This is a genomic window from Enterobacter asburiae (assembly GCA_011754535.1).
Taxonomy (GTDB): Bacteria; Pseudomonadota; Gammaproteobacteria; order Enterobacterales; family Enterobacteriaceae; genus Enterobacter; species Enterobacter cloacae_N.
Genome location: JAAQVN010000001.1, coordinates 2,892,752 through 2,911,697, shown reverse-complemented (window position 1 = coordinate 2,911,697; position 18,946 = coordinate 2,892,752). Strand labels below are relative to the sequence as shown.

At 54.6% G+C, this 18,946-nt stretch carries 19 protein-coding genes; 9 read left to right on the top strand and 10 right to left on the bottom strand.

Going from position 1 to position 18,946, the window contains the following annotated elements:
• Positions 1-17 precede the first annotated feature (17 nt).
• Positions 18-887 (bottom strand): MurR/RpiR family transcriptional regulator, encoded by an 870-nt coding sequence (locus HBM95_13685; GenBank protein NIH43980.1) that lies wholly within the window; start codon positions 885-887, stop codon positions 18-20.
• Between the two features lie 358 nt (positions 888-1,245).
• On the opposite strand from HBM95_13685, the gene zwf reads away from it, so the two are divergent.
• The 3 genes from zwf to kdgA all read left to right on the top strand — a co-directional run bounded on the left by zwf (position 1,246) and on the right by kdgA (position 5,448).
• Positions 1,246-2,721 (top strand): glucose-6-phosphate dehydrogenase, encoded by a 1,476-nt coding sequence (zwf, locus tag HBM95_13680; protein NIH43979.1) that lies wholly within the window; start codon positions 1,246-1,248, stop codon positions 2,719-2,721.
• A gap of 234 nt (positions 2,722-2,955) precedes the next feature.
• Positions 2,956-4,767, top strand: a complete 1,812-nt coding sequence (gene edd / locus HBM95_13675) for a phosphogluconate dehydratase (protein ID NIH43978.1) — start codon at positions 2,956-2,958, stop codon at positions 4,765-4,767.
• Between the two features lie 39 nt (positions 4,768-4,806).
• The gene (kdgA, locus tag HBM95_13670) at positions 4,807-5,448 is read left to right on the top strand and encodes a bifunctional 4-hydroxy-2-oxoglutarate aldolase/2-dehydro-3-deoxy-phosphogluconate aldolase (protein ID NIH43977.1); all 642 of its coding nucleotides are present in this window, start codon (positions 4,807-4,809) and stop codon (positions 5,446-5,448) included.
• A 42-nt stretch (positions 5,449-5,490) separates the two neighbouring features.
• Here the strand turns inward: kdgA and purT are convergent, their stop codons facing one another.
• The gene (purT, locus tag HBM95_13665) at positions 5,491-6,669 is read right to left on the bottom strand and encodes a formate-dependent phosphoribosylglycinamide formyltransferase (GenBank protein ID NIH43976.1); all 1,179 of its coding nucleotides are present in this window, start codon (positions 6,667-6,669) and stop codon (positions 5,491-5,493) included.
• Between the two features lie 170 nt (positions 6,670-6,839).
• Here purT and HBM95_13660 point away from each other — a divergent pair, with 170 nt between their 5' ends.
• Positions 6,840-7,490, top strand: a complete 651-nt coding sequence (locus tag HBM95_13660) for a tellurite resistance TerB family protein (protein NIH43975.1) — start codon at positions 6,840-6,842, stop codon at positions 7,488-7,490.
• Positions 7,491-7,575: 85 nt separating this feature from the next.
• On the top strand, positions 7,576-9,636 hold the full coding sequence (ptrB, locus tag HBM95_13655) for an oligopeptidase B (GenBank protein ID NIH43974.1): 2,061 nt from the start codon (positions 7,576-7,578) through the stop codon (positions 9,634-9,636).
• On the opposite strand, the gene exoX is transcribed toward ptrB, so the two are convergent.
• The 3 genes from exoX to HBM95_13640 all read right to left on the bottom strand — a co-directional run bounded on the left by exoX (position 9,633) and on the right by HBM95_13640 (position 11,311).
• Positions 9,633-10,295, bottom strand: coding sequence for an exodeoxyribonuclease X (exoX, locus tag HBM95_13650; GenBank protein NIH43973.1), 663 nt, complete (start codon positions 10,293-10,295; stop codon positions 9,633-9,635). The genes ptrB and exoX overlap by 4 nt on opposite strands.
• Before the next feature lie 24 nt (positions 10,296-10,319).
• Positions 10,320-10,970, bottom strand: a complete 651-nt coding sequence (locus tag HBM95_13645; protein ID NIH43972.1) for a carbon-nitrogen hydrolase family protein — start codon at positions 10,968-10,970, stop codon at positions 10,320-10,322.
• Positions 10,971-11,080: 110 nt separating this feature from the next.
• Positions 11,081-11,311 (bottom strand): DNA polymerase III subunit theta, encoded by a 231-nt coding sequence (locus HBM95_13640; protein ID NIH43971.1) that lies wholly within the window; start codon positions 11,309-11,311, stop codon positions 11,081-11,083.
• 136 nt (positions 11,312-11,447) lie between these two features.
• On the opposite strand from HBM95_13640, the gene yobA reads away from it, so the two are divergent.
• From yobA to HBM95_13625, 3 genes are read left to right on the top strand one after another with little or no spacing between them, the layout of a single operon-like run.
• Positions 11,448-11,819, top strand: coding sequence for a CopC domain-containing protein YobA (yobA, locus tag HBM95_13635; protein NIH43970.1), 372 nt, complete (start codon positions 11,448-11,450; stop codon positions 11,817-11,819).
• A gap of 1 nt (position 11,820) precedes the next feature.
• Complete coding sequence (gene copD / locus HBM95_13630) at positions 11,821-12,690, top strand: copper homeostasis membrane protein CopD (protein NIH43969.1); 870 nt, start codon at positions 11,821-11,823, stop codon at positions 12,688-12,690.
• Between the two features lie 16 nt (positions 12,691-12,706).
• Positions 12,707-13,045 (top strand): YebY family protein, encoded by a 339-nt coding sequence (locus HBM95_13625; protein NIH43968.1) that lies wholly within the window; start codon positions 12,707-12,709, stop codon positions 13,043-13,045.
• Between the two features lie 550 nt (positions 13,046-13,595).
• Here the strand turns inward: HBM95_13625 and HBM95_13620 are convergent.
• The 3 genes from HBM95_13620 to HBM95_13610 all read right to left on the bottom strand — a co-directional run bounded on the left by HBM95_13620 (position 13,596) and on the right by HBM95_13610 (position 16,268).
• Positions 13,596-14,174 (bottom strand): serine acetyltransferase, encoded by a 579-nt coding sequence (locus HBM95_13620; protein ID NIH43967.1) that lies wholly within the window; start codon positions 14,172-14,174, stop codon positions 13,596-13,598.
• Between the two features lie 84 nt (positions 14,175-14,258).
• Positions 14,259-15,224 (bottom strand): benzoate transporter, encoded by a 966-nt coding sequence (locus HBM95_13615; GenBank protein NIH43966.1) that lies wholly within the window; start codon positions 15,222-15,224, stop codon positions 14,259-14,261.
• Positions 15,225-15,326: 102 nt separating this feature from the next.
• Positions 15,327-16,268, bottom strand: a complete 942-nt coding sequence (locus HBM95_13610) for a DUF535 domain-containing protein (GenBank protein NIH43965.1) — start codon at positions 16,266-16,268, stop codon at positions 15,327-15,329.
• 167 nt (positions 16,269-16,435) lie between these two features.
• Here HBM95_13610 and pphA point away from each other — a divergent pair, with 167 nt between their 5' ends.
• Positions 16,436-17,080, top strand: a complete 645-nt coding sequence (gene pphA, locus HBM95_13605) for a protein-serine/threonine phosphatase (protein NIH43964.1) — start codon at positions 16,436-16,438, stop codon at positions 17,078-17,080.
• 34 nt (positions 17,081-17,114) lie between these two features.
• On the opposite strand, the gene HBM95_13600 is transcribed toward pphA, so the two are convergent.
• Together HBM95_13600 and rsmF are read right to left on the bottom strand one after the other, a co-directional pair.
• Positions 17,115-17,354, bottom strand: coding sequence for a YebV family protein (locus HBM95_13600; GenBank protein ID NIH43963.1), 240 nt, complete (start codon positions 17,352-17,354; stop codon positions 17,115-17,117).
• A 105-nt stretch (positions 17,355-17,459) separates the two neighbouring features.
• A complete protein-coding gene (rsmF, locus tag HBM95_13595; protein NIH43962.1) occupies positions 17,460-18,902 on the bottom strand; it encodes a 16S rRNA (cytosine(1407)-C(5))-methyltransferase RsmF in 1,443 nt (480 codons plus the stop codon).
• Between the last annotated feature and the right edge of the window lie 44 nt (positions 18,903-18,946).

Here is an 18,946-nt window from a genome sequence, read left to right as displayed (position 1 = left end):
CGTCTTCGTTATCTACTTCAGGGAACATCGCTCTTTATAAGCAATTCTTTATCAAAACGCGATTCCTTCAGCGCTTCCTTGACTCGCTTCAAGTTATCCCGGAATTTTGCGCCCCGGCGTAAGGTAAAACCGGTCGCCAGCACGTCGATTACCGTGAGCTGCGCCAGACGGGACACCATCGGCATATACATGTCGGTATCCTCAGGGACATCCAGCGTAATGGCGAGCGTCGCCTCGCGCGCCAGCGGCGTGCCTGCGGTGGTGAGGGCGATCACCATGGCATCGTTTTCACGGGCCAGCTGCGCTAGCTCAACCTGGCTTTTGGTGCGGCCAGTGTGCGAAATCAGTACCACGACGTCATCCTCACTGCAATTCATACAGCTCATGCGTTGCAGCACAATGTCATCGGAATAAATAACCGGTACGTTAAAGCGGAAGAATTTATTCATGGCGTCGTGCGCCACGGCGGCTGACGAGCCAAGTCCGAAGAACGCAATTCGCTTGGCCTGGGTGAGTAAATCCACCGCGCGGTTCACTGAACTCATATCCAGACTTTGGCGAACGTGATCGAGCGTGGCCATGGCCGACTCAAATATTTTCGCCGTGTAGGCATCTACGCTGTCGTCTTCATCCACATTACGATTAACATAGGGTGTGCCGTTCGCCAGACTTTGTGCCAGATGCAGTTTAAAATCAGGAAAGCCGCGCGTTTCCAGACTACGGCAGAAGCGGTTGACCGTCGGTTCACTGACGCCAGCTTCCTGAGCCAGAGCGGCGATGCTTGAATGAATTGCCTGAGCGGGCGCGGCCAGAATGACTTCAGCCACTTTTCGCTCGGATTTGCTAAGGTGTTCCAGTTGATACTGGATTTTTTCAAGCATGTTCATTGTTAACAAGGCGCTCGTGGGGGTGGAAACGATTTCACGCATTGATGAAATCTTGATTCGATTAGCCGATATTACCCCTGTGGCTTCCATAAAGGGTAACAGTCGACAAGATAATGTTGTTGTTTTTTTTCATTACTTGATCGATGTCGGGTTTTGCTATGACCCTGTTGCGCAAATTATCGACGGCTGTTGCGTCATTACGTCGCCGTAATTGGCTGAATGGCGAAAAATCGCCGTATCGCACGAGACGATAAGCGCTAATGGTTTCGGGAATGACGTAAAAGCAGTACAGTGCATTGTAATAAAATTACAACGATACCTGGCAGAAGCACCAGGTGATCCAACTGAGGAGAATGACATGGCGGTAACGCAAACAGCCCAGGCATGTGACCTGGTCATTTTCGGCGCGAAAGGCGACCTTGCACGCCGAAAATTGCTGCCTTCCCTGTATCAACTGGAGAAAGCGGGCCAAATTCATCCGGATACGCGTATCCTGGGTGTAGGGCGCGCCGACTGGGACAAGGACGCTTATACCAAAGTCGTCCGCGAGGCGCTCGAAACTTTCATGAAGGAAAAAATTGATGAAAGTTTGTGGGATACCCTGAGCGGTCGTCTCGATTTCTGCAACCTGGACGTCAATGACGTTAGCGCGTTTTCCCGTCTGGGTGCCATGCTGGATCAGAAAAACCGTGTCACCATTAACTATTTCGCCATGCCGCCAAGCACCTTTGGTGCCATCTGCAAAGGTTTGGGCGAAGCGAAGCTGAACGCCAAGCCGGCGCGCGTGGTGATGGAGAAGCCGCTGGGTACGTCGCTGGCGACCTCGCGTGAAATCAACGACCAGGTAGGCGAGTTCTTTGAAGAGTGCCAGGTCTACCGTATCGACCACTATCTTGGTAAAGAGACGGTACTGAACCTGCTGGCGCTGCGCTTCGCTAACTCCCTCTTTGTGAACAATTGGGACAACCGCACCATCGACCACGTGGAGATTACCGTGGCGGAAGAGGTGGGGATTGAAGGTCGCTGGGGTTACTTTGACCAGGCCGGCCAGATGCGCGACATGATCCAGAACCACCTGCTGCAAATTCTGTGCATGATTGCCATGTCTCCACCGTCTGACCTGACGGCTGACAGCATCCGCGACGCCAAAGTTAAAGTGCTGAAGTCGCTGCGCCGCATCGATCGTTCCAACGTGCGCGAGAAGACCGTGCGCGGCCAGTACACCGCCGGGTTTGCGCAAGGCAAAAAAGTGCCGGGCTATCTGGAAGAAGAGGGCGCGAACAAGACCAGCAACACTGAGACCTTTGTGGCGATCCGCGTGGATATCGACGACTGGCGCTGGGCGGGCGTTCCGTTCTACCTGCGTACCGGTAAACGTCTGCCGACAAAATGTTCCGAAGTTGTCGTCTACTTCAAAAACCCTGAGCTGAACCTGTTCAAAGAATCCTGGCAGGAGCTGCCCCAGAATAAGCTGACCATTCGTCTGCAGCCGGACGAAGGGGTGGATATCCAGATCCTCAACAAAGTACCGGGCCTGGATCATAAGCACAACCTGCAGACCACCAAGCTGGATCTGAGCTACTCCGAAACGTTCAACCAGACGCACCTGGCGGATGCCTACGAGCGTCTGCTGCTGGAAACCATGCGCGGTATCCAGGCGCTGTTCGTACGTCGCGACGAAGTGGAAGAGGCGTGGAAATGGGTCGACTCCATCACCGAAGCCTGGGCTGCCGATCAGGATGCACCAAAACCGTATCAGGCGGGTACCTGGGGGCCGGTCGCGTCGGTGGCGATGATCACCCGCGATGGTCGCTCCTGGAACGAGTTTGAGTAGGATTATCCACTAGCCCAAAAGTGTTATTTTACCGGTAACATGATCTAACACAGCTCGTGGCACAATTTTTATACTTTTAAGCTCCGCGTGGATTCACCCGCGGAGCTTTTTTTATTACACTGCCGGAAGTGATTTTGCCCCTGAGCTCCGGACAGCAAGCGTTTCAGCGTTGTTAACAACTGCCAGCGACTTTGTAAACTCCCGGGCCCGGACAGATAAATTAAAGGAGCTTTTATGAATCCTGTATTGTTACGCGTAACACAACGCATTATCGAGCGCTCGAAAGAGACCCGTTCGGCCTACCTCGCCCGGATTGAACAGGCGAAGAGCAACACCGTTCACCGCTCCCAGCTGGCCTGCGGTAACCTGGCGCACGGCTTCGCCGCCTGCCAGCCCGATGACAAAGCCTCCCTGAAAAGCATGTTGCGTAACAATATCGCTATTATTACTTCCTATAACGATATGCTCTCCGCACACCAGCCCTATGAGGTCTATCCCAACATCATTCGCAAGGCGCTGCACAGCGTAAACGCGGTGGGTCAGGTCGCGGGCGGCGTGCCGGCGATGTGCGACGGCGTGACGCAGGGGCAGGACGGTATGGAGCTGTCACTGCTGAGCCGCGAAGTAATTGCAATGTCCGCGGCGGTGGGCCTGTCACACAACATGTTTGATGGCGCGCTCTATCTCGGCGTCTGCGACAAAATCGTCCCGGGCCTGGTGATGGCGGCACTGTCATTTGGTCACCTGCCCGCCATCTTTGTGCCATCCGGCCCGATGGCGAGCGGTCTGCCGAACAAAGAAAAAGTGCGCATCCGCCAGCTGTATGCGGAAGGGAAAGCGGATCGTCAGGCGCTGCTGGAGGCCGAAGCGGCCTCCTACCATGCGCCGGGAACCTGTACGTTCTACGGCACAGCCAATACCAACCAGATGGTGGTGGAGTTTATGGGGATGCAGCTTCCGGGGTCGTCCTTCATCCAGCCGGATGCGCCGCTGCGTCAGGCGCTGACCGAGGCCGCGGCCCGTCAGGTGACGCGTCTGACCGGAAACGGCAATGAATGGATGCCGATGGGCAAAATGGTCGACGAAAAAGTCATCGTCAACGGCATCGTCGCCCTGCTGGCCACCGGCGGTTCGACCAACCACACCATGCACCTCGTGGCCATGGCTCGCGCGGCGGGCATTCTGATTAACTGGGATGACTTCTCCGACATTTCCTCCGTGGTGCCGCTGATGGCTCGCCTGTACCCGAACGGCCCGGCGGACATCAACCACTTCCAGGCCGCTGGCGGCGTCCCGCTGCTGATGCGCGAGCTACTGAAAGGCGGTCTGCTGCATGAAGACGTGAACACCGTAGCCGGATTTGGCCTGCAGCGCTACACCCAGGAGCCGTGGCTGAACAACGGCGAGCTGGACTGGCGCGACGGGGCAACCGCGTCTCTGGATCCGCAGGTGATTGCCACTATCGACAAACCTTTCTCCCACCACGGCGGTACCAAGGTACTGAGCGGCAACCTCGGCCGCGCGGTGATGAAAACGTCTGCCGTGCCGGAAGAGAACCAGGTTATCGAGGCCCCGGCGGTGGTGTTTGAAAGCCAGCACGACGTGTTGCCTGCCTTTGACGCCGGTCTGCTTGATAAAGACTGCGTGGTGGTGGTGCGTCACCAGGGGCCTAAAGCGAACGGCATGCCAGAATTACATAAACTTATGCCACCACTTGGTGTATTATTGGACCGCCGTTTCAAAATTGCGTTAGTGACCGATGGCCGCCTCTCAGGCGCATCCGGCAAAGTGCCTTCCGCCATCCACGTCACGCCTGAAGCCTACGACGGCGGCTTGCTGGCAAAAGTGCGCGACGGCGACATGATCCGCGTGAACGGCCAGACAGGCGAGTTAACCCTGCTGGTGGATGACGCCGAGCTGGCGGCACGTCAGCCCCATATTCCTGACCTGAGCGCATCGCGCGTGGGGACCGGACGCGAAATGTTCAGCGCGCTGCGTGAGAAACTCTCCGGTGCAGAGCAGGGCGCAACCTGTATTACGTTTTAAGACGACTTGATTTTAACGATCTGGCGAGAGAGAACTCTGATGAAAAACTGGAAAACAAGTGCAGAAGCAATCCTGACCACTGGCCCTGTCGTGCCGGTTATCGTGGTAAACAAGCTGGAGCACGCTGTACCGATGGCGAAAGCGCTGGTTGCGGGCGGCGTTCGCGTTCTGGAAGTGACCCTGCGTACCGCCTGCGCGATGGATGCCATCCGCGCCATTGCTAAAGAAGTGCCGGATGCCATCATCGGTGCGGGTACCGTTCTCAACGCGCAGCAGTTGGCGGAAGTAACCGAAGCTGGCGCACAGTTTGCCATCAGCCCGGGCCTGACCGAGCCGCTGCTGAAGGCCGCGACAGAAGGCACGATTCCTTTGATCCCGGGCATCAGCACCGTTTCAGAACTGATGCTGGGCATGGACTACGGTCTGAAAGAGTTCAAATTCTTCCCGGCAGAAGCTAATGGCGGTACTAAAGCGCTGCAGGCGATTGCGGGTCCCTTCTCTCAGGTACGTTTCTGCCCGACTGGGGGTATCTCTCCGGCGAACTACCGCGACTACCTGGCGCTGAAAAGCGTGCTGTGCATCGGCGGCTCATGGCTGGTACCGGCGGATGCGCTGGAAGCGGGCGACTGGGATCGCATCACGAAACTGGCTCGCGAAGCGGTTGAAGGCGCGAAGCAGTAACTTATTCGCAGCATGAAAAACGGGCCTTTCGGCCCGTTTTTTCTATCCTGCTATCTTAACGTTCGCTGCCGCCGCTTTTGCTCTTGCTACGGCCTCGTCAACGTTATCCCCGATGGCTAACGCCACGCCCAGACGACGCGTGCCGTCGATCTCCGGCTTGCCGAACAGACGGACCTGCAGGCCTGCGCCAACCGCACCTTCGACGTTATCAAACGTCACATTCTGGCTGGTCAACTGTGGCAGGATCACCGCCGAGGCCGCCGGGCCGTACTGACGGATGCCGCCAACCGGCAGGTCGAGGAAGGCGCGCACGTGCAGGGCGAACTCTGAGAGATCCTGCGAAATGAGCGTGACCATCCCGGTGTCATGCGGGCGAGGGGAGACTTCGCTGAAAATCACCTCGTCACCGCAAACGAACAGTTCCACGCCGAACAGGCCGTAGCCGCCCAGGGCCAGAACGGTTTTACGGGCAATCTCCCGGGCACGCTCCAGCGCCAGGGGGCTCATCTGCTGCGGTTGCCAGGATTCGCGGTAATCGCCATCTTCCTGACGGTGACCTATCGGGTCGCAGAAATGGACGCCGTCCACGGCGCTGACGGTGAGCAGAGTGATTTCGAAATCAAACTTCACCACGCCTTCGACAATGACGCGACCGGCACCGGCACGGCCACCCTGTTGCGCATAATCCCACGCGCTATCCAGCGCGCTGCTGTCGCGAATAAAGCTCTGACCTTTACCGGAAGAGCTCATCACCGGCTTAATGATGCACGGGTAGCCAATCTCCTCGACGGCCTGCAGGAATGCGGCTTTGTCGCCCGCAAAACGGTAGCGTGAGGTCGGCAGCCCCAGCTCCTCCGCCGCCAGGCGGCGAATGCCTTCACGGTTCATGGTCAGTTTTGCCGCTCTGGCGCAGGGCACCACGCGCTGGCCTTCCTGCTCAAGCGCGATCAGCGTATCGGTTGCGATAGCTTCAATTTCCGGCACGACGTAATCCGGTTTCTCCTGCATGATGAGCGTACGCAGGGCATCGCCGTCCAGCATGTTAATCACATAAGAACGATGGGCGACGTGCATGGCGGGCGCGTCAGCGTAGCGGTCTACGGCAATCACTTCCACCCCTAAGCGCTGACACTCAATGGCGACTTCTTTACCCAGTTCACCCGATCCCAACAGCATCACGCGCGTCGCCGCAGGCCGCAGCGCGGTTCCTAAACGAGTCATAATATTCCCCCTGAACAAGATGCGCGCAGTATAAACGAAAACGTTTGCGTCTGTCTTGCGCAGGGCAAAAGGGCAGATGAGAAATTTGCGCTTCTTTAGCCTTAGCGGACATTTCCTGACGCCTGCTCGCATACGCTGTGGAAAATGTTAACCGTTAAGCGAGGGAATCCATGTCAGGCTGGTTAAATCAACTGCAATCCATGTTAGGACAGAAAACGTCAGGTTCCGGCGAGCAGGGGCTGAGCAAGCTGCTGGTACCGGGGGCACTCGGCGGGCTGGCAGGGCTGCTGGTTGCCAATAAATCCTCACGCAAGCTGCTGGCGAAGTACGGTACCGGCGCGCTGCTGGCCGGTGGTGGTGCCATCGCTGGCACCGTGCTGTGGAACAAATACAAGGATAAAGTGCGGGCGGCACACCGCGATGAACCTCACTATGGCGAGCATACTTCTCCGCTGGATTTGCGCACGGAGCGGCTTATTCTCGCGCTGGTGTTTGCCGCCAAAAGCGACGGGCACATTGATGATAAAGAGAGAGCGGCTATCGAACAGCAGCTGCGCGAAGCCGGGGTTGAAGAGCAGGGCAGAACGCTGGTGGCACAGGCCATTGAGCAGCCGCTCGATCCGCAGCGTCTGGCGCTGAACGTGAAAAATGAGGAAGAAGCGCTGGAACTTTATTTCCTCAGCTGTGCCGCCATCGATATCGATCACTTTATGGAACGCAGCTATCTCAACGCCCTCGGCGATGCGCTGAAAATCCCTCAGGACGTACGCGAAGGGATAGAAAAAGATATCCGGGAGCAAAAACAGACGCTACAGGGCTAACTCTCGCCCCGGTGGTCATGTTTCGCTTGCATCATGCGCGGGTTTTGCCAACCTTATAGGGTGTAAAACTCAAAAGAATGATGACATGCCACCGAAAGCCCGACGTACTCCTTATGCGATCGTCACGCATGGCGATACGCGTATAGATAATTACTACTGGCTCCGGGATGATTCGCGTTCCCGGCCAGAGGTGCTCGACTACCTGCACGAAGAAAACGACTATGGTCGCAAGGTCATGTCCAGCCAGCAGGCGCTTCAGGACCAGCTGCTGAACGAAATGGTGCAGCGCATTCCCCAGCGCGATATCTCCGCGCCGTGGACCAAAAACGGCTATCGCTATCGCCATATTTACGAGCCCGGCAACGAGTATCCCATCTATCAGCGACAGTCGGTATTAAGCGCCGAGTGGGATGAATGGGACATTCTGCTGGATGCGAACCAGCGAGCCGCCCACAGCGAGTTTTATACCCTGGGCGGCATGTCCATCTCCCCGGACAACATCATTATGGCGCTGGCGGAGGATTATCTCTCCCGTCGCCAGTACGGCCTGCGTTTTCGCAATCTGGAAACCGGCAACTGGTATCCGGAAATGCTGGAAAATGTCTCCCCGGATTTTGTCTGGGCGAACGATTCCGAGACGGTCTACTACGTCAAAAAGCATGCTTCCACGCTGCTGCCTTATCAGGTGTGGCGCCATACCGTAGGCACGGACTCAGCCGATGACGAGCTGGTCTATGAAGAGAAAGACGAAACGTTTTATGTCAGCCTGCATAAAACCTCCTCGCGCCACTATGTGATTATCTTCCTGGCCAGCGCCACCACCTCGGAAGTGCTGCTCCTGGATGCCGAACTGCCTGATGCCCAGCCGCTCTGCTTCCTGCCGCGCCGCAAGGATCACGAGTACAGCCTGGATCACTTCCAGCACAGCTTTTATCTGCGTTCGAATCGCGAGGGCAAAAACTTTGGTCTGTACAAAACCAAGGTGCGCGACGAGCGCAAGTGGGAGGTGCTTATCCCCGCGCGAGATCAGGTGATGCTGGAAGGGTTCACGCTGTTTACCGACTGGCTGGTGGTGGAAGAGCGTCAGCGGGGGCTGACCAGCATCCGGCAGATCAACCGTAAAACGCGTGAGGTGATTGGGATTGCGTTCGACGATCCGGCCTACGTCACGTGGATCGGCTTCAACCCTGAACCCGAATCGTCGCGGTTGCGCTACGGCTACTCATCCATGACCACGCCGGATACGCTCTTCGAGCTGGATATGGATACCGGACAGCGCCAGGTGCTTAAGCAAACCGAAGTGAAGGGCTTTGATTCCGACAATTATCGCAGCGAACACCTGTGGGTCACCGCGCGCGACGGTGTTGAGGTCCCGGTTTCGCTCGTTTATCACAAGGCGCATTTTCAGAAAGGTAAAAATCCGATCCTGGTCTACGGCTACGGCTCCTATGGCTCCAGCATGGATGCCGACTTCAGCAGCAGCAGATTAAGCCTGCTCGATCGCGGCTTTGTTTTCGCTATTGCCCACATTCGCGGCGGCGGCGAGCTGGGGCAGCACTGGTATGAAGACGGGAAATTCCTGAAAAAGAAAAACACCTTCAACGACTATCTCGACGTCTGCGATGCGTTAATTGAACAAGGTTATGGCGATCCGCAGCTCTGCTTCGGCATGGGCGGCAGCGCGGGCGGAATGTTGATGGGTGCCGTCATCAATCAGCGCCCCGATCGCTTTAAGGGCATTGTTGCGCAGGTTCCGTTTGTTGATGTGGTGACAACCATGCTCGATGAGTCCATTCCGCTGACGACCGGGGAGTTTGAGGAGTGGGGTAACCCGCAGGATGAAGCCTATTATTGCTATATGAAAGAGTACAGCCCGTACGATAACGTGGAAGCGAAAGCGTACCCGCACATGCTGGTGACGACCGGTTTGCACGATTCACAGGTGCAATACTGGGAACCGGCAAAATGGGTGGCAAAGCTGAGGGAACTGAAAACCGATGACAACCTGCTGCTGCTCTGTACCGATATGGACTCCGGGCACGGGGGGAAATCGGGGCGATTCAAATCTTACGAAGGGGTGGCCCTGGAGTATGCCTTTTTGATTGGCCTGGCGCAGGATACGCTGCCAGGCCGCGCGCAGCGTTAAGCTTCGCCCAGATAATGTTTCAGGGTTAAGCGCAGTTCCGGGCTCATTTTGTCGAGGTTGTTGTACAGCCAGCGTAGATAGCCCGGATCTTTATCCGCAATATCCGATACCGCTCTCCCGCGGTATTTGCCGAAGGTAAACGTCGTCAGCAGCGCAGGGCGGCCGGTGATGGTTGCCATATCATCCGGCGTCCAGCCGGAGATATTCATAATGTCGATGAGCAGCGCGGCGGTGATATAGCAGTCATACAGGGCGCGGTGATGGTGCAGCCCTTCAGGGGTTCTGACGCTGAGCTTACGGGATTTATACAGCGCCATATTACTGTATTTGATCCCCGGCCAGAGGCGACGCGCCAGCTTCATGGTGCAAATCCACTCCCCGGGCATTTCGGGAAGTACCCGGCGGTCAAAGCTGGCGTTGTGGGCAACGTACCACGGGCTGCCGTAGTAGTGCGGGATAACGTCCTCTATCCAGGGTTTATCCGCCACCATTGATTCTGTAATGCGATGGATAGCCATGGCCTGTGGGCTAATAGGGCGATCGGGACGCACCAGATGGCTCATCGGGTTGACTATTTTTCCATCAACCACGTCGACCGAGGCCACTTCCACAATTCCGCCCTGAAGATCGCAAGTTTCGGTATCAATGACGCGCAGCATGAAAATCTCCTGAGCTTAAAACGCTTAGCCTAAAGGAATGATATCGCCTTGCCAACCCTGTCCGTTGCGCGTGCCGGTCAACAGAAGCTCACCTTTATCCGCCCGAACGATCAGCTGGCCTTTTTCATCCCATAACGCACTGCCCGCGCTGGCATTCGCCATTAATACCGCGATGGCATACCTGTGCGCAAAGCGCTGCAGGGTGTTGATAGACTGTCGCCAGCGGTAATCCCTCACCGACTGGCAGCTGGTGAAGAGCGTTGCCTGCGGATCAAGATTCGGGGAATCGCCTTGCTCGTCCATGATAGTGAGCTGTTTATCCCCCGGCACCAGGCTGGCGCCGCTCCCCTGAGGGTAACGCAGAATGCGATCGCGAGAGGGGGCAAACAGCGCGAGGCCTTTCTGGCGCCGACCGTTTCGTTCAACGGGAAGCCCTGCAATGAGGGTAATGCGGTAAAAATGGGCGGCGTTTAGCAATGGCAGTAGCTGAGCGTCTCCGGGCGGGGGCGGTAGTGCCGTGGTGCCCGGGCCCGTTAACGAGAGTTCCGGGAAGACCAGCAAATCGCACCGATGTTGTGCTGCTTCGGCAATGAAGTGGAGATGGTGCGCAACGTGGTCATCTACGCTATGGTGCTGCCCGCCATACTGTGCTGCCGCTATATTCCAATGTGACATCGTGACTTCCTTATACACTGAGTCGCAGGGATTAAAGAATAATCCTAATTTAACCAGGGTTTTCTTATCCTGCCAGATTCCGCGTAAGGAAGTGTAACGAGTCGTTAAGCTTATTTAACTTTCGGCTCGTATGGTAAGCGGGAGAGGTTGACCGAGGCGAGACGGTGGGCGATTAACCTTTCGCGAAACCAGTCACGCAGGTGGGCGGGTTGTTCCCGTTCGACCACTTCAGCCACGATGGGCATGTTGTAACGCTCTTTAAAGGCGACGCCAGCGGCAGCGAGATCGACATTCACTTTATCCATCTCGTCCTGAGGAAGGGCGGCCAGATTGATCTTCATTACCTTCTCCTTATTTTGCGGCGGCAACGTTACCGCGATTGCGTGACGATGACAAGCAGAGCGGGATGATCCTCGACTCGTTTATTATACAGCGTTATTCTTTAGCATACAGGCATAACAAAAAGGAATGATTGTGATGGGTTTTTCCTCTTCCCGCGCGGTATGTACGCTGGTTTTTCTGGCCTCGACGATACTTTCGCCCTCTGTACTGGCGCATGCGCATCTTAAGCAGCAAAGCCCGGCAGCAGACAGCCAGGTGGCGGCACCGCAGGTGCTTACGCTGAATTTCTCCGAAGGCATTGAGCCCGGATTTAGCGGCGTCGTGGTGACGGATGCACACAAGCAGGTGATCAAAACCGGTACCGCAACGCGAGACGAAAAGAACAAGGCACAGCTGACCGTTCCGCTGGAACAGACGCTGGCGCCGGGGGCTTACCGGGTGGACTGGCATGTGGTCTCCGTCGACGGACATAAAACCACAGGCAGCTATCACTTCAGCGTGAAATAGCATGCTGGCACTGTTATACGTGGGGTTGCGCTTTATCCATTTTGCGGCGCTGATGCTCGTTTTTGGCAACGCGCTTTACAGCGTCTGGTTTGCGCCTTCCGGGCTGCACCGCCTGATGGCCCGGCGTTTCCAGCTCCAGCAGAGAGTGGCGTCCATTGTCAGCCTGGCCGCTGCGATCCTGATGTTCATGCTTCAGGGTGGCTTAATGGGCAACGGCTGGGGCGATGTACTTAACCCGCAAATTTGGCACAGCGTGCTGGGGACTCGGTTTGGCGGCGTCTGGCTGTGGCAAATCATCCTCGGCGCCATCACCGTTGCCGCCGCGTGGCTCGCGCCGCTGAAAGGCTCGCGGCTGCTGCTGCTCGCTATGGGACAGCTTATCCTTCTGGCAGGGGTAGGGCACGCGGCGATGAGCGACGGTCCGGTGGGGGCGATACAGCGTCTCAATCATGCTGTTCACCTGCTGTGTGCCGCAACCTGGGTGGGGGGATTGTTGCCGCTGCTGTTCTGCATGCGCCTGGCTAAAGGGCGCTGGCAGAACGCGGCCATCTATACCATGATGCGTTTCTCGCGGGTGGGGCATTATGCCGTGGCGGGCGTGCTGCTCACCGGCGTGGTGAATGCGCTGTTGATTATGGGCATCCATATTCCCTGGCAGTCTGGCTACGTGCAGTTTCTGTTGTTCAAATGTGCTCTCGTGGCGTTGATGGTGGCAATTGCGCTGGCAAATCGGTATTTTCTGGTGCCACGGTTCCGTCCAGATTCCGGGCGCGCACAACGGCTTTTTATCAGGATGACACAGGCAGAGGTGGTGCTGGGCGCGCTGGTTCTGGCAACGGTCAGCCTGTTCGCTACCTGGGAACCCTTCTGACAAGGTTAACTATTAAATGAAAAAGACAGTACTTTCACTCTTATTGCTGACCTGCGCGGGAAGCGCTCTGGCGGCACCGCAGGTTATCACCGTCAGCCGTTTTGAGGTGGGCAAAGACAAATGGGCCTTCAATCGCGAAGAGGTGATGCTGACCTGTCGTCCGGGGCATGCGTTATACGCAATCAACCCGAGTACGCTGGTGCAATATCCGTTAAATGATACCGCAGAGCAGCAGGTCGCCAGCGGCAAGAGCAGCGGTCAGCCAATCAGCGTGATTCAGATTGATGACCCGGCCCTCCCGGGGCAGAAGATGAGCCTGGCACCGTTTATCGAGCGCGCTGACAAGCTCTGCTGACGTTCAGGTTTCCAATAAAAAACCGCAGATGCTCGCGAAAGCACTGCGGTTTTTTACTTTTAATGATGCTCTGACGCTTTTTTTCAGTCCACTTTTGCTGTGGACTGGAAAACCTGGCGTCGTCATCTATTCTTAAAAGGCAAGGCGACTTAGCCTGCATTAATGCCAACTTTTAGCGCACGGCTCTCTCCCAAGAGCCATTTCCCTGGACCGAATACAGGAATCGTATTCGGTCTCTTTTTATCTGCGTTCTGTTTCAGCCACTTACGGCGAACCGTCCGAAATGTCCTGAAATTGTCCGAACCTCCATATCCGGCATTTCTCGTTATACCATACCGTTTTTAACATTCACAATTCATTTACACGCAAATTTTTAAATCATCATGGATTCTTTTGCCTGCTGTCCCGGCACGTTATAGTCATTTTACTGGCTTATGGCCGAACAGGCGCTGAACCCTAATCTTCGGTGCGTGGGTCCCTCGGGACGCCTGATTGCAAACGGTGGGACACTGGCATTGCGGTCGGTTTTCTCAAAAGTGGCGCCGGGCATTCAGATGCAAGCGTCCTCCCGGCTAACTTTGATAAGGAGTTCATTCGTTTTTTTAGTATAAACGACACAATCGCCTGGAATGTCCTTGTTTATAAAGCTCATTGCGCCGATGTCAACGTTGCTACCAATGTTTATTGCATTTGCAATAATACAAGAGCCAGCGCCGACACTGACATTATCTCCAATTAAAATGCTTGGCTCTCCGGAGTCAGGCCTTTTTCCACCGCCAATTCCAATTGTGGAATTTTGTCTGATTTTAAAGTTTGAACCTATACGGCAGCTACCATTAATAACTACGCCATGAAAATGGCTGATAATTAACCCCGGACCGATTGAGGCGCTAAGCTGAATTTCGCAACCATATTTCCTGGTCAATTTTCTATTTATTCTGCGTGCAAAATTTTTACTAATGTTAGTTTTATAAAGATAAGAAGCAATCCGCCACCAAAAGTTAAAGCGCCTTTCAGGGCATTTGAATGCTTTGTGAGCAGTTCTGGCCCAGGTAAACGGCTTTTGATTTTTCATCACTTCAGCTTGTAAACATTCATGCAGGTGGCGTTTTAAATCTTCCTTGGTCATCTTTAGCTTTGCTCCAGTCTCTCGCATTTTCGCCAGCCTCTTAGCTAGCTCCTTATTAAAATTTCGTGGCCGGGCGGTTCTGGCTTAAATGATGAACTCCCTGAATCGCGCTTGATTGTTGACAATATACTCAGGGAAGCTTTTAACTGTCAGTTCTTGCTTGACTAATTTCCTGTCGCGTCCCCAGATATCTTCCGCGTTTTTGATGACCTTCATGATATGTTCCGGATTATTAAATTCAGGAAGATCATATTCGGTGTGGGATATGGTGGACATTTTTTCCGATATGCGCTCAGGAGTCATCACCCATGAAAAATGCCAGCCACCATTTTCGATGATGCTATTGTTTAACTTTAGCCAGTTCCATTTTAACCACGACCAGTTTTTGATGGTTCTGGCGCGTTTAAGGTTCCTGAAGGTTTCAGGCTCACCGCCAAAAAAATTCACCAGGTTTTTATATTTTGTCGCTCGCGGTAATGTACATTTTCTTGGTGTGTCATTGGTATTGAAAACCTGCAGATTAAACTGATAGTTATAAAAATCCTGATAAAGAGTAGTGCAGAGTTTATTAGGGTTTATTGACGCGATAACCTGAGGTGAAAAAATCTCATCCACATCGGAAACTAAAATCAAATCATCATCTTTTGCCTGCTTAAGTCCCTGCATGATGGCGTTTCTCTGCGAGGCTTCATTCGCCCAGGCATCTACAACAAGACTCTCTTTTCGGTCCGAGTTACTATCATGAACCTGATTTACGTAGTCAGAAGATTTCATGATGGGTGTTTCATCATGCACAACGTAAATAATTTTATCTTTGAACTGGCTGTATTTATTTATGTCAAAGTGGAGCTGTCGCTTTTTACCGGTAAAAGTATGCGTTGACTCAACGATAACGAAGCGATCAATAACGTCCGCTAGCGTATTTAACCTGATATCAAGAAGCATATCTTCATCGTAATACAAGAAGCAGTCGTAAATCATCATCAAATCCTTAAATTGGCGTCTACACTGCGCTTTTCTAGCGCATTCGTTATTTTCATTTCGCGCAATGCTAACTGAGCACCCTCGGCATATGCAAGAGTGCTCTGCTTTATTATTCCTTTTTTAAACCGAGCGCATTCTCTGTGCTGCTAGCGGCAAAGCCTGTCGCGATTAGAAATGGGACTTAACGGACGCTTCAATTTCATCAAGCAGTTCAAAGCGACGACGGTATTCAGCGCGTTTTTTACTCGCTATCTCGTCGAGGGATTTGCGCTCCACCTGCAGCGGAAGCTGCCAGCAGAAGGAGGAGATTTTTTTTCCGCCCAGAGAATCCCAGAATTCGTCATAGCTGGCGTGGAAATGACGACCTTTGCTGAGGCGATAGCGCAGCGCCCGGAAAACGTGCCCCTCATCGCTGACGGCAAAAATGGCCCGGACAGATGACTGTGCTGCCAGATGGAAAAGAACTTCCATCAGCACGCGCTTGGGGAACAGGCCATGGCAGGCGCGAGTTGCCAGTTTAATGGCATCCCGTGATACGCAGCGACGGGGTCCCTGAAGTCCGCCAATGACCATAACGGGCTGAGCATTGCTGCGGGCGACGCTAAAGGTCAGGCTGGCCAGCAGCGTATCCTCGTTGTCGCGCAGCCAGAGTGTGCTCTCACCTTCACGCTCGGCTTTGCCGGCTGAGGACGCATTAACCGTGTAGGTCACGCCGTCTTTTGCATGGAAGTGCGCAATGGGTTGTTCCAGCGGGCCGGTCAGCGCCTGGGCGAGACTGCTCTCTTTCAGGCTGTCAATCCAGTAATAGTGGTTAACGATAGCGTCAGCGCGATCGTTTGCCGTCAGACCGCGCATCAGGTACTGCCGATGGGTCTTGCTGGGCAACGTAATTTGCGCTGTCAGCAATTTGTCGAAATCGTCACGACCAGAGAGGGCTTCCAGCATACGGTGGGTGGAAGACCAGAACAGCAGCGAACGTAAAAGGAACTTCAGTCGGTAATCGCGCTTCCGCCAGATTGGCCCCGGAACGCGTTTGCCGTTCACCAGCTCGGAAATAATATTCGTGCGATGCGGATAGAACACATCGTTATGTAGCTGTGTATTAGACACGTGAAGACCTCTCGTTTTTTTCTACCCTTATTCTACGGAGCCTATAAAAAGGGATTAATAGCGTGAGGATCTTTATTTCTCTTTGGTTTACCGTTTGTTTGACTTGGTGAGGACCGCTCCCGTCTTTTTCATTTACTGACGCGGCTATACTGTTTAAGGGAGGCCTTATGTATCAGCGAATCGAAAGTGGAGAGTGGCGTCACGTCTGGGTTGTCAGTGACATACACGGTTGTTACCAGAGGCTCATGGAGGAACTGAAACGCCGTCATTTTAATCCTTATGAGGATTTACTTATTTCCGTTGGCGATCTGATTGATCGCGGTCCGGACAGCGTGAAATCATTACAGCTCATTAACGAGAAATGGTTTCGAGCCGTGCGGGGTAACCATGAGCAAATGGCAATAGATAGCCTGGATAATAATGATTTTTCGGTCTGGACGATGAATGGCGGAATGTGGTTTACGCGCCTTGAGCATGAGCAGCAGGCGCTGGCGCGAACGTTACTTAACGCCTGTCGGGAGCTGCCGCATATTATTGAGATAACCTGCGCAAATGGCCTTAATGTTATCGCTCACGCGGATTATCCGGCGGAGGAATACCGCTGGGAAAAACCGGTAAGCGCCCAGCGCGTGTTATGGGATCGCGACCGCCTGATGGGATTTATGGTGGGCAAAGGGCAGGGGATTAGCGGCGCGGATCACTTCTGGTTCGGCCATACGCCCGTCGACAGACGGTATGATTTTTCTAACCTGCACTATATTGATACCGGTGCGGTATTCGACGGTTACTTTACGCTGGCGCAGCTACAGTAATAAATAACCCGCCTTTGGGCGGGTTCTCTTTAGGTCAGGCAAGACGCATGACCCAGGCATCGGTTTTACTATCGTAATGCTCACGGTAAAGAACAGAGTGTTCGCCATCAAGTATTGCCGGGACGCTGGTGTCTGCATCCCATGCATCGAGCTGCATGCACAAATCCGGGTCGGATTTGCAGGGAATACTTAACGTTCGATCGCCTTGTGCTTCGCCGCGCAGCTCTGCGTCGTCGATCTCAAAAGCGCCAATACGCACGCTGGTTTTCGTCATAGTGCTCTCCGGGTCGGTTGTCAAAATCTGGTATGACCAGTATGGGCATCCATTTTTGATCGTAGACAAGGAGAGCAAAATCGCCAGTAAAAAAATGCGCTTTTTTCAGGCAGTGCGATCGTTACCGGTAAACAGACGGCCATCGCGGACCAGCTCGCGTGGATAGTTATTTTTAAGCCTTGAGCCAACCTTTTTTGCCAGCCCCAGCGGGTATCCCTGATAGGTCACCACCACTTCATCAGCGGGAGGCGTGCCGTCAGGATAAACATCGCGTCCACGGTACCACTCTTCGGCTTCCTGGTGCGTCAGGGCGAAAGTATTTGCATGCCCGGCAAGCGCGATGACCGCCTCGTGCTGCCAGCGATACCCCTTATTGTGCACTTCCGCCAGGCGAATCCCGATACGGGAAAAACGCACTTTGCCAATCAACGGCTCGATATTCGCCGGGAAAAGCCATATCTCTTTGTCTCGCGTCCAGAGGCGCTGACTCTCATCCCAGTCCAGCCCAACCTTGCGGGCAGCGGCTTCAAGCTGCGCGGCATCGCGGCCTTTGAGCGGTACAAACGGGAAATTGCCGACCTTGAATTTAGGGGCGGGGAGGGGATCTACCGCCTGAGTTTTACGCAGGCGGGCCACGAAGAACCCTTCGCAGTCGTAAATCTGCGGGAATACGTGCAGGAAACCTTCCGGCGTGACCGCCTCCTGTGCCGAGGCGAACAGATCGTTAAGCGGCATGAACTCAACGGCATCCGGGTATTGCGCTTTCAGCCACAGGCAGACGTCTTCGTTTTCATCCCGGTTTAAAGTACACGTTGAATACACCAGCGTGCCGCCGGGGCGCAGGGCGTGGAACGCGCTGTCGATCAGCTCGCGCTGCGTGGCGGCGATCTCAAGATTGCTCTCCACCGACCAGTTCTTTAACGCATCGGGATCTTTACGCACCACCCCTTCTCCTGAGCAGGGGGCGTCCAGCAGGATGGCATCAAACATTTCCGGCAGGGCGGCGCCAAAGACGCGTCCGTCGAAATGCGTCAAAGCGACATTGTGAATACCGCAGCGGCTGATATTGGCATGCAACACCTTCACGCGGCTGGCGGAAAACTCATTGGCGAGAATCGCCCCGCGGTTACCCATGCGCGCGGCAATCTGCGTGGTTTTCGAGCCGGGCGCGGCGGCGACATCCATCACGCGTTCAGGCGCGTTGCCATCGGCGAACAGGGCGGCAACCGGCAGCATTGAGCTCGCTTCCTGAATATAAAAAAGACCGCTCAGATGTTCTGCAGTACTTCCCAGCGGCACGGCGTCTTCGTCATCGCGATCGATCCAGAATCCCTCGTCACACCACGGAACCGGCGTAAGTTGCCAGTTGTACGGAGAAACCAGCGCCAAAAAATCCTCGACGCTGATTTTCAGCGTGTTAACGCGAATGCTCCGACGTAACGGACGCTGGCAGGCGGCGATAAATTCGCCCAGCGACAGATGAGAGGGAAGCGCCTCGCGCATCTGCGCCAGGAATTGTTCAGGAAGAAATACGGAGTTTTGAGCCACGAGCACACCACAGGGAAAAGTTCAGGTGCGCAGTGTAACATAAA